Raw genomic sequence first — 11,404 nt, 5'->3', positions numbered from 1 at the left:
TGGGCGGGACAGGAAACCTATGGCTAATCAACACACCTCCACCGCGCTCAGCTTCTTCAAGTCGCGCGGCTATACCGATGCCCAAGCGGCTGGCATCGTCGGCAATCTCCTGGGCGAAAGCGGCCTAAACGTCTCCGCAATAGGCGATGGCGGGAAAGCCCGTGGCGTTGCCCAATGGCATCCCGACCGCTGGGGCGCTCTCACTTCTGGCCCCTTTGCAGGCCGCAACCACTATGACCTCTCGACCCAGTTGGAGATGGTCGATTGGGAGCTACGGAATAAAGAAACCCGCGCCTTCAACTCCCTGATGGCTGCCAAAACCGTGGACGAAGCCACTGCGGCCTTCATCGGCTTCGAGCGGCCGTTGGGCTTCACTTGGGATAATCCGCGTGGTGGCCATAACTACTCGGGCCGTCTCGGCTTCGCGCAGCAGGCTTTCGGCATCACGGGCGGAAGCAATGCCCCGGCGCCCGCCATCGTCTCCCACGAGCCCGCCGTAGGCACTCCCTTCAGCATCACTGGGGACGGCGCCAACTCCGCTTACGCCACCGATGCCCCATTGGCCCCGCCACCGACCTATGCCGACCAGCGTGCAGCGGAAGCGGCCAAGCCCGCACCGCCATCCATGTTCGATGGTATCGGCGCAGCGGTTCAGGAAGAATGGTCATTGTCATGGCTCATGCGTGGTTCCCCAACCGGGCCTATGGACCTCGACTACCGCATGACCCAAGCCGATTTCGACACCTTCACTAAGGACATCCCCGAACAATATTGGGACCGCTTTGACGGCGTTCATTCCCAGCAGCATGGCATGGCCATCAGGGAGAGCTTGGCGAAGACATTGGAGAACGATCAGACGCTTGCCGACATGGGCGGGATGGGCATGGCCCTTCGCCTTGGTGCTGGCTTCACAGACCCCGGCGCATGGATTGCTGGTCTTGGCGCGGCGGCTGTCACGGGTGGCGCTGGTGGTGCCTTCGTGGCCGGTCAGAAGATCTCCCGTGCGGGCAATGCCCTTCGCATGGCTGGCATAGGCGCGGCCTCTAACCTCGCCACGGATAGCATCATCTGGGCCAACAAGCAGACTTCGGAGAATACGGACCTGCTTTGGTCTGCCGGTCTCGGTGCCGTTCTCGGCGGTAGCTTCGGGGCATTCGCCCGCAACCCTCATGTCACTGCTGAAAGCGCCATGCTGGAAAAGGCTGGACGCAATCTCATGAACGGCACGGCGCTCAACCGGAACAGTTCGGCAGGTGCGATGTATGCGGGTTCCAAGACCCCGCTGGACTTCTCCGCAGACGAGATCATTCGCGATCTTGGCGACACTGCAGCGCCCCGTTCGGTCAATCTGGGCAACACCCGGTTTGACGTGGCGAACAAGGGCAAGTCTTCGGACAACCCCCTGACCCGCGCCATCACCAATGTTCTCTATGAGGACGCGACCCGCAACGCTGATGGGGTCACGCCTATCGCGGTGACGGAAATGCAGTCGCGTCTCCAGCGGCAGGCGGAAACGAAATGGCGGTCGGCCTATGAACCGGCCTTCAAGCAATACCTGAAGGACAACTCAATTGGCTTCTGGGAACGTGACCGGGCGCGGCTGGAGTTCTCCGAGGCCGTTGCCGACTTCGTGGACAACCAGAACCCGCTTCGGGTCTTTGAGCCCAGCGTAACGGCTGCGGGTGAGCAGTTCCGCAAGATCATGGGCGACTGGCAGGAGATGCTCCACAACCCCGGCATCATCACCGGGACCGTGAAGCGCTCCGTTCGCGGTGCCGAAACGCTCCAGAAGAACCCGCAGTACATCCCCCGCATTCCCGACAAGGGCAAGGTTAGGGATGCCCTCAACGCCTTTGGGCAAGACCGGCTTGTCGGGGCCTTGGTCATGGCGATGAAGGAAAAGACCCCGAACCTTGCCGATGATGTCGCCCACAGGGTGGCCACCGGGTATATCAAGAAGATGCACTCCCTATCGGCTGGGGAGGCCGCAAACCTCCAACGGGTCTTCTCGGGCGAGGATATGGATGGTCTCAGGGAACTGCTGACCGACTACAGCGGCGTCTCTGGCGATGACCTCGACAACCTCATGAAGAACATTCATGCCGAGTTCCAGCGCAAGCCCCAGAACGGAGCAGCGTCACGCCTCAAGTCCCGCCTGCTGTTCAACGAGCATTTCACCGTCAAGCTCCAGACCATAAACGGCGAGGTGCGGGACTTCGCCATGAAGCACTTGTTCAACCGCGATGCCGATGCCCTCATGTCCAGCTATACCCGTCAGGTGTCGGGTCGGGTGGCAATGGGCAACCTCTCCATTCGCAATCCCAAGTGGCAGGCGGGGGATGAAGTGGCGGAAAACATCGTCAATGGCGTAACCAGTGATGCCGAATGGCGGAAGGTGCTGGAACAAGTCCGGGCAGTAGGTGACACGGCTGCACCAGAACGGATTGAAGCGGACCTGAGATTGCTGGACCACGGCTATAATACGGTTGTGGGCCGGTCCCGGTGGGATGAAGGCAGCACCTTCAACCAGTTCCTCCGGGTCTTCCGGGACTACAACTTCCTACGGGTCTTCGGTCAGGCCGGTCTGGCTTCGCTTTCGGAGTTCGGCAACATCGCGTCACAGGTGGGCGTGAAGGCCATGCTCTCCTCCATCCCGCCCATGCGAGCCCTGTGGCGCAATGCCCGTACCGGCAAGATGGGCGAGCAGCTTGCTCAGGAAATCGAAGACCATTTGGGTATCGGCACGGACTGGCTCCGCAATCTGCCGCGCACCCACCGCGACGACTTTGGGAACCCGCTGGACGGCATCAACAACAACCCCGTGTTCAATGCCGTGGATGCCACCTTGAGTAAGGGCAAGCGGCTCCTCTCCGCAGCCTCCGGGCTGGCCCCGATCAACACTACGCTCCAGCGCATTGCGGGCCGTGCCATCTTCACCAAATTCGCCGCCATGGCGATGGGTGACACGGCGATGTCGGGCAAGCGGCTTCTGGCTCTCGGGCTCGATGATGCCATGACAGAGCGGGTCTTTGAAAGCATCCGCAACAATGCCGAGTTCCACCCCGGCAGCAATCGTCTGGCGGGCATGAACTTCGACCGTTGGGATGATCAGGAGGCGCTTGCGGCGTTCGAGGGTGCCGCCTATCGGCTTGCCCGCACGATGGTGCAGGAGAATGACCCCGGCCAGTTCGCGGTCTGGATGAGCCACCCGCTGGCCCGTACGCTCCTCCAGTTCCGCAGCTTCACCATTGGAGCATGGTCAAAGCAGCTTCATCAGGGGCTCAACATGCGGGACAGAACCACGGCGATGCAGTGGATTTCCACCACGTTCCTCGCCTCCATGGTCTACACCGCCCGCACCTACGCCAATTCCATCGGTCGTAGTGACCAGCAGGAATATCTGGAGAAGCGCCTGTCCGTCCAAGCCATCGCGGCAGGCGGCATCCAGAACAGCAACTTCTTCTCCCTGCTGGCCCCGGCCATCGACACGGCCATGAAAGCTACGGGCAATGCCCCGATCTTCATCGGTCGCAACACTCAGCAAGCCAGCGACATCTGGGGAGGCATCCCCACGGTGGACTTATACAACTCCGTTTCGGAGGGGCTGGCAGCGGCGTTTCAGGCGGGCACCAAGGGCGGACTCAGCCAAACTGATGTCCGCTCCATGCTACGGGTGCTTCCGTTCCAGAACGCTATGGGCGTGACCCAGATGTTCAACGGCATGGTCCGTGGTCTGCCTGAATGGACCAAACGGGACTGAGCCCTCATCAGCCTCGGCAGACTGAGGCTGAGTTTAATCCGATTACACTCAACCCCGGCCCCCGCCACGTCCGTGGCTCGCAAGAGCTTTGCTGTGGCGGGGGCCTTTCCTTGCCCATTCCTGACTCAGTGGAGTCCATGAGCGGCTTTTCCCATCATTTCCACACCAACCCACCAGAACGCGCTCAACGTCCGTCTACAACCTTCCCTGAGGATTTCTCATGCACCCCAATAACATCCCCTCGCCCCTTGCCGGGCAACGCCACTACATCCTTGCCACCGATGGCGCTTGCCTCCCCAATCCCGGCCCCGGTGGTTGGGGTGCCATTCGACAGCTTGTTGAGGCTGATGGCACCATTTCCGCTCAAAGCCCGTTCGCGGGGTTTCAGCCAGCCACAACCAGCGTCCGCATGGAAATGCTCGCAGCCATCAAAGGGCTGTCGAGGCTAACCATTCCCGAACTACCTACGCTGCTCCTCACCGACAACCAGATGGTGGTGAAGGGGATGACTGAGTGGCTTGTGGGCTGGAAGGAACGCGGTTGGAAGACCGCAGACAAGAAGCCGGTCAAAAACCTCGACCTCTGGTTAGAGCTGGATGCGTTGGCCCAGACCAGAGCCATCTGCTGGCAGTGGGTCAAGGGTCATGCTGGTCACGAACTGAACGAAATGGCCGATACGCTGGCGAACAACGGAGCGCTGAGGGTCTATGCCAAGGCAGGCAGTCGCCTGAAAGACCGGCATCCGAATTGGTATCTCGGAGACGATGCCCTAGTCCTCGAACAGGCGGCATAGCCGGGAAGACCAATTACCCCTCACCCTAGGAAAAGCTCTCCATTACACCTCACCATAGGAGGATATAACAGGAGGATATAACAGGAGGATATAAGAGGAGGATATAACAGGCATACCTATAGCTTAGCTCTGAGAGTGCTCAAGGCATGCTTGAAGCGAGCGTAAAGCATGCGTGTTATCCTTGGTCTTACCCGTGGTCTCTATGGCCCAAGCCATCGTTACCCTCCACAATGGCCAGCCAATGACCAACAGCCGCGATGTCACTGAGCTGTTCGGGCGGCTCCACAAGAACGTCCTGCAGGGCATCGAAAGCCTCGAATGCAGCCCCGAAATTAATCGGCTCAATTTTGAGCCCAGTGATTATCGCGACGAAAGGGGACGCCTAAAGCCTTCCTACAACATGACGAAGGACGGCTTCACGTTCCTCGCCCATGGGCTACACCGGCTCGCTCGCGCCGGCGGTTCAAGGAGCCGTACATCACGCGCTTGAACGAGATGGAATGGGGCATCCTCGTCAGCCGTTAGATAAGCTGGACCAACTCAATCAACTTCTGGATAGCTTCGACACTCACCAGAAGTAGCCCGATCATCGCCGTACAGAAATTCAATACAGTGGCGTGGTCCACGACATTTGGATTTTGAGACTTTTCAGTTCCCAATATCAGTTCTCCAATACATTTGTCCCGGTAAGGCCCGGTAAACCCAGCTCACGCGAACTGCGCGCCTGCCACCAAAGCGGCTCTGCTTTTCGGGTTATGTATCGAGGATGCCCCACAGGCTTTTGCGATGAGCGAAGCCCGTAGTCAATCGGTGCATTGCTAGACGGTCAAAGCCGCACAACGAACTTGCCTGTCCCTCACCCACCAAGCCTCCGCCGCTCCTGAGCCCTCTCTTGGGCCGTTCGGGCTCGCCAAAGGAAATCCCATGACACCTGATGAACGGCGGGCGTACAACCGCGCTTATCGTTTGGCCAACAAAGAAAAGTTGGCCGCATATGCTGCGGCGAATGCTGAGAAAATTAAAGCCCGGTCAAAGGCCCGCTACGAGCGCAACCGCGACAAGATCATTGCGCGGACGCGGGCGTGGCAGGCAAAAAACTACGATACGGTCCTTCAACGGACATGGGCCAGCAACAAACGCGTTCAGGCCCTCAACAAGCTGCGGGCAGTGACCGTCAAGCGCATGTTCGAGCTACTGCCCCTAGAGGCCCGCGAAGAATACGCCCAGTGGCTTCTGTTCCTAGGCGATGTTGATGGGACCTACGGCACCCTCGTCCGTATCCCCAGTCTGGATTACGGCTACATCGCCAGATACGCCGCTATCTGATGAAAAGTCGGAATGTTTTTTTACAAAAATCCGTTCCGCCAAGATCAAACTAGAAGCCGCGCATTCCCCCCGTGGCCCCCTGTTGGCGCGGGGCCTCTCCTTGACCGCCCCTGTCTTCCTCGCTCAACTGCGCAGCAGGGGGATGCACATGTCCAAATCAGAGCCATCCAGCAAGGTGACCCGTGCCGCTTTGACAGGGCTTAGCTCCGCGCTTGAGGCCTTCCGGTCTCATCGCGAGGACCCACCACTGTTCCTGCTGGCCGTGTTCCTCGCTGTCGCCCAGCGTAAGGCGGTGAGCGCCACTCAGATAAGCAAAGACGTGAGGTTGAGCCAGTCCGCTACGTCCCGAAACATCATTGCATTAGGGCGGGGCAAGGCTGGGGAACCGGGGCTGGGGTTAGTGGTGCAGGAGATCGACCCACACAACCCAAGAGCGCATGTCATCAAGTTGACTGCAAAGGGTAGAGCGCTGGCGGAGCAACTTGCAGCGTGCGCAGGTGTACCAGTGGAACCGCGCGGGGCCGCTGGTTGTGACCCAGCACCAACGGTCCTTGAAGTTTGGCCACAGGAGGCTCACTGGAGTATCTGGATGGACTAAGGGCCGCAGCCTCGATCACCGCGACCCCATGGTTCCAATCTAGCATAGGGAGCCGGAGTTCCGACCTTCCACCCGATGGCTCGGGCGTGTTCAACATGGGCATCGTGTGCGCTTCTGACAACCTGCACCGAACAGCTATGATGAAATGTGTGGAGACGGCCCGATGTCACTGATGGACAGCGGTTTCGCCACCCTTCACAACCATCTTCATGAGCGATGACCCAATATTTGCCGTTGGCAGACCTGACCTTCTTGAAGCTGATTTGGGTCTTCGCCCGGCCATGGCCCCAAAAATCGGTGCGCTGATCATCTTCGCCGCGAACGTAGAGTTCCGGTTGGAGCGTGCGATTTGGCGGCTCCAGAAGCACGCACCAAGTGGCGTCAGGCACCCCACTGACGCGAAGCCCATAGGCGAGCTGATCGATATGTTTGAGGAGGAGGTTGCGAAGCTCCCGGAGAGCTCTGAAAAGCAACTTGCGGAACTGTGGTGCCCAACTGCTCGCATTGCCTTCGACTTCCGCCACAGCATTGCGCACGGCGCTGCGTTCAGAATGGAAGGCGCGATGAGCATTCATCGCAACCGTTCTTGGTCGGGAGAAATACGCAAGCGGCCCGAAGCGTCCCTTTGGGGTGACCAGAACACGTTCGAGAACATCTACCTAACCTTCGCTCTTCTCCTGCGGGTCATAAATAGCTTCAGCAATGAGAGGCGTCCTATGGACACCATTGGAACAACAGTACGCCTCAAGGCGATGCGCTCTGCCAAGGGGCTGATGGGTGAGATGGCATCTGGGCATGGGCCTTGGTTCGAGAAGTACTGAGCGCGCCCATTAATAAGCCGTACGCCATTTGGGTACACCTCTAAGGAACTGGTCTGGACGGTGGTGCGATAAGTGTTGTTGACAACCCTAAACGAACTGATGATTATGAGACTATCTAAATCGAACTGATAGGTCTCATCCATGTTTGTTCGCGCCTACCTTCGCGCCTCTACGAAAGAGCAAGACGCGAGCCGCGCCCGAGCCGATCTTGAAGCCTTTGCCGTAGAGCGAGGCCTGATCATCGCCGCCTCCTATGTTGAGAATGAGAGTGGTGCGTCTCTACAGCGCCCCGAGCTGTTCCGCCTGTTGTCCGATAGCCTGCCCGGTGACGTGCTGCTGGTGGAGCAGGTGGACCGTCTCAGCCGCCTCAATGCAGCGGACTGGGAACGTCTAAGGGCGGAGATCAGACAGCGGCAGGTGAAAGTGGTGGCCCTCGACCTCCCCACCTCTTGGCAGCTCGCAGCGGCCCATAGCGATGACTTCACGGCCCGAATGGCAGAGGCCATTAACGGCATGCTGCTGGATATGCTCGCGGCCATCGCCCGGAAGGACTACGAAGACCGCCGCAGAAGGCAGGCTCAGGGGATTGAAAAGGCCAAGGCCAGCGGGGTCTATGCAGGACGCCCGGAGGACACCAAGCGCAATGCCGCTATCCTCTCCATGCTGTGCTCCGGGCAGAGCTGGAACACTATAATCCGAGCCACGGGTTGCTCACGTTCGACGCTTTCTAGGCTGGCCAAGAGGCTCGCGGAGGGAGCGTCCTCAGCGTAATCTGTGGATAACCGTGCTGCCATTCGCGCTAGTCTCTGCGTGTCTCCGTGCGGGGGTGTCTATTGTTTTTCGTAGACAAGAAGGGGGGGGGCCATTGATCAACAAACTAGAAGCGGCTCAGCAAGCATTTTTGGGGTTCGCGAAACGCGCGGAAAAAGTATCGACGGAAATCCTCAGCGATACGTTTGTCGATACAGCACCCCTGACAGCGATTTTATCGACGCCTAACAGCCAGATATTGTACGGTCGACGGGGGACGGGAAAAACTCACGCTCTGCTTTACCTGTCCTCCCAAATTCGTGGTCGGGGCGATCACGTAGTTTATCTCGACTTGCGCTCAATCGGCTCGGACGGCTCGATCTACAACGACTTTTCTCGTTCGGTTGCCGAGAGAAGCGTTCGGTTGATCTTAGATGTGCTGAAAGCTTTCAGTATCGAACTCTTCGAGTTGATTGTTCAGCGGTTCGCCACTCACACCAACCCAAGCGAACTCGCTCAGCGTTTCGAAGATTTCGAAGCGTCGATCAGTGAGGTCGGTGTACATGGTGAAGTGACCACCTCATCTAGGTCATCAAGCGATACGGCCGCTGAAGTGGGAGCTACGGCCAGCGTTTCGCCCAGTAACCTAGATATGAGTTTGTCGGGCGGTTCCAAAAGCAGCCAAGTGGAGGAAACTGCGCGTTCGGCAACGGGGCGGGAACGCTTTAGCCTGAATTTTGGGAGGGTACAGGGAACGCTACGAAGTCTATTGGCAATACTCGGAAATCCTAGGGTCTGGGTGTTAATAGATGAATGGAGTGAGGTGCCGGTGGAATTGCAGCCCCACTTAGCCGACTTGTTCAGACGAACCTTTTTTCCTGTCCAAAACATCGTGGTCAAAATTGCTGCCATTGAACACCGTTCATCGTTCTTTGTGGCCGGAGAAAGTGGTTCTTACGTCGGCTTCGAACTTGGGGCGGACATATCTACAGACCTAAATCTTGATGACTTCTTGGTCTTCGACAACGATCAAAATAAGTCTGTCGATTTCTTCAAGCGGTTGCTCTTTCGTCACTTGAAGGCGTCTGAATTCGGTGAACAGTTCACCAGTCCTGATGAGCTGATCCAGACGGTGTTTACGCAGCATCCTGTTTTCGAAGAACTGGTGCGCGCGGCGGAAGGGGTGCCACGTGATGCCCTAAATCTAGCCGCAAAAGTCGCGACGAAGGCATACGGACGGGCCGTCTCTGTGGCGGACATACGTGCCAGCGCGAGGGATTGGTATCAGCAGGACAAAGCTGCGCCGATACAGGCGAATAAGCTGCTATCGAACGTCTTGGAAAAGATCGTCAGCGAAATCATCGGAAATCGAAAAGCGCGAGCTTTCCTTTTCAAGGCGAATACGCGCCACACGACGATGGACCAGCTTTTCGATGCCCGCGTCATACACCTGCTAAAGAAGAATATTTCGTCGCATGACAATCCGGGCGAAAGATACGACGCCTTCAAGATTGACTACGGTTGCTACGTTGAACTGATCACCACCGCCAAGGCTCCTGGGGGCCTTTTCAATACGGACGATGGGTCCTTCGTGGACGTGCCGCTTGACGACTATCGGTCTATCCGCCGCGCCATTTTGCCGGAGGAGACACTACAAGAAACTGCGTAATTAAGTGTGTGGGCCCGATGCCTTTCGATTTTGACAGCGTCTGGAAAGATGATCTTCTTGGGAGGCGGTCAGACGCCGCCTTTCTGGTTACCTTCTTGAACAACAGAGTTCACGAACGAAGGGCGGCTGGGAGACCGGCCTCCTACGTCCTAAATCTTGACGCCGAGTGGGGACGAGGAAAAAGCTTCTTTCTGAAGCGTCTCGCGGACCATTTGCGGGAAGACACCTATTTGGTTGCTGAGGTCAATGCTTGGAAGGATGACCACGCCGAAGACCCCCTTCTTTCAGTCATGGCCGCAGTCGATGAGGTTGTGGCCTCTCATGCCACATTTAGTGACCAAGCGAAGTCGGCTTGGGACCGGGCCAAAAGGGCTGGTGCGGAAGTTGCCCTCGCAACTGCAAAGGGTGCGGGCTGGCACCTGCTAAAGAAACTTGTGGGGGACGGGGCCGAGGCGGGACTGGCGGCTTGGGAGGCGAGTGGCGAGTTGGGCATAGACAGTGCGGTAGATGCGGCCGTTGACGAGTTGAAGCCGCTCGTGGATGAACGTGCGGCCGCGCTGCTCGCTGGCTTTAAGGAAACGCAAAGATCAATCGGCGCGTTTCGGAGCAGCCTTTCAGCGTTCCTCGGAACGATGCCTTCTGCGACGAACCGGGCGCCCCTGTTCATTTTAGTAGATGAGTTGGACAGATGCCGCCCTACGTACGCCATTTCCCTAATCGAGAGGATGAAGCACCTCTTCGACATTGACGATGTGATATTTGTAGTGGCCACCGACACGGCGCAGTTGCAGCATGCGATCAGGTCTGTATACGGCCAAGGATTTGATAGTCGCCGCTACCTCACCAAATTTTTTGACAGAACTTACACTTTTACCGACCCAGACCTTAGCGATCTCATGCGAGTTCTTATTTCGAGCTACGCGCTAGATCAGAAGAAGGTTTCGGTGCCCCCGTTTACAGATATCGTTTCGTACTTGAGTGGCACGTTTTTTCGATATGGATTGTCCCTGCGGGAGGTTGAGCAGTGCTACGATTTGCTGCGCTCGGTTGTGACCACATGGGCGTCCGCCGCCCCACTGGAACTTGCGGTCTTGGTGCCTATGATTGTCGGGTACTACCGCAATATTGAGCCCTCTTTGACGCATGAATATCAGCGCATGCTTGAGGAAATTGAGCCTTCCCGTGCTGGTCTGCACAGGGTGCAACTATACAAAAGCACTGGTCGAGATAGCCTTGAAGATTACTCCTGTTCCGTTGATGACCTGTTCGGCATCTTTGTATCGATGGCGGCGGGCCCACTACCTTCGGTCTATGAACATCAAGGCTCACCGAGCACGTTCTGGGTCAAAGAGCGGTTGTCTCAAGAATTCCAAGCGGCCCATCAACGTACGCACACCATAGACGGACCGAGGTCATTAATGCACCGCTACGGTGACGCCATCAGAACAGCAGGAAGGCTGACCCCGTAGGATGCGGCAATGCGACCTGAAAAAGGTTTTTGTCCTATGAAGGTCTTAGCGCGGTAGCAAGTGATGTCAGGGCCGCCAAAATACCGCGCGTAGCAGCGTTTGCGGCTACGCTTGCCACCCCCGACCGCAGTGAGCGGCAAACTCCAGTTGAACTAGTTGCTCTTCCAGACCGGCTTTGACCTCCTGCGTCGTCATCCTAAGGCGATCAAGAAAGTCAT

Annotated in this window: 8 protein-coding genes; all 8 read left to right on the top strand. The window is 57.7% G+C overall.

Annotated elements, in window-relative coordinates; all coding sequences use genetic code 11:
- Nucleotides 1-19 precede the first annotated feature (19 nt).
- Nucleotides 20-3,760 (top strand): phage tail tip lysozyme, encoded by a 3,741-nt coding sequence (locus J7557_RS12220; RefSeq protein ID WP_291420338.1) that lies wholly within the window; start codon nucleotides 20-22, stop codon nucleotides 3,758-3,760.
- A gap of 220 nt (nucleotides 3,761-3,980) precedes the next feature.
- A complete protein-coding gene (locus tag J7557_RS12215) occupies nucleotides 3,981-4,553 on the top strand; it encodes a ribonuclease H (protein ID WP_291420337.1) in 573 nt (190 codons plus the stop codon).
- Nucleotides 4,554-4,755: 202 nt separating this feature from the next.
- A complete protein-coding gene (locus tag J7557_RS12210) occupies nucleotides 4,756-5,043 on the top strand; it encodes a Rha family transcriptional regulator (protein ID WP_291420336.1) in 288 nt (95 codons plus the stop codon).
- A gap of 434 nt (nucleotides 5,044-5,477) precedes the next feature.
- On the top strand, nucleotides 5,478-5,879 hold the full coding sequence (locus J7557_RS12205; RefSeq protein ID WP_291420335.1) for a hypothetical protein: 402 nt from the start codon (nucleotides 5,478-5,480) through the stop codon (nucleotides 5,877-5,879).
- A gap of 807 nt (nucleotides 5,880-6,686) precedes the next feature.
- Nucleotides 6,687-7,298 (top strand): hypothetical protein, encoded by a 612-nt coding sequence (locus J7557_RS12200; protein WP_291420334.1) that lies wholly within the window; start codon nucleotides 6,687-6,689, stop codon nucleotides 7,296-7,298.
- Nucleotides 7,299-7,439: 141 nt separating this feature from the next.
- The gene (locus tag J7557_RS12195; RefSeq protein WP_291420333.1) at nucleotides 7,440-8,069 is read left to right on the top strand and encodes a recombinase family protein; all 630 of its coding nucleotides are present in this window, start codon (nucleotides 7,440-7,442) and stop codon (nucleotides 8,067-8,069) included.
- Between the two features lie 94 nt (nucleotides 8,070-8,163).
- The gene (locus tag J7557_RS12190) at nucleotides 8,164-9,717 is read left to right on the top strand and encodes a hypothetical protein (protein ID WP_291420332.1); all 1,554 of its coding nucleotides are present in this window, start codon (nucleotides 8,164-8,166) and stop codon (nucleotides 9,715-9,717) included.
- Nucleotides 9,718-9,734: 17 nt separating this feature from the next.
- Entirely contained in the window at nucleotides 9,735-11,186 is a 1,452-nt protein-coding gene (locus J7557_RS12185; protein WP_291420331.1) for a P-loop NTPase fold protein, read from the top strand.
- Nucleotides 11,187-11,404 lie beyond the last annotated feature (218 nt).

The sequence above is a fragment of the Devosia sp. genome (genome assembly GCF_017744655.1).
GTDB lineage: Bacteria > Pseudomonadota > Alphaproteobacteria > Rhizobiales > Devosiaceae > Devosia.
The sequence above is the reverse complement of the archived record's forward strand: the minus strand, read 5'-3'. Positions and strand labels throughout refer to the sequence as shown.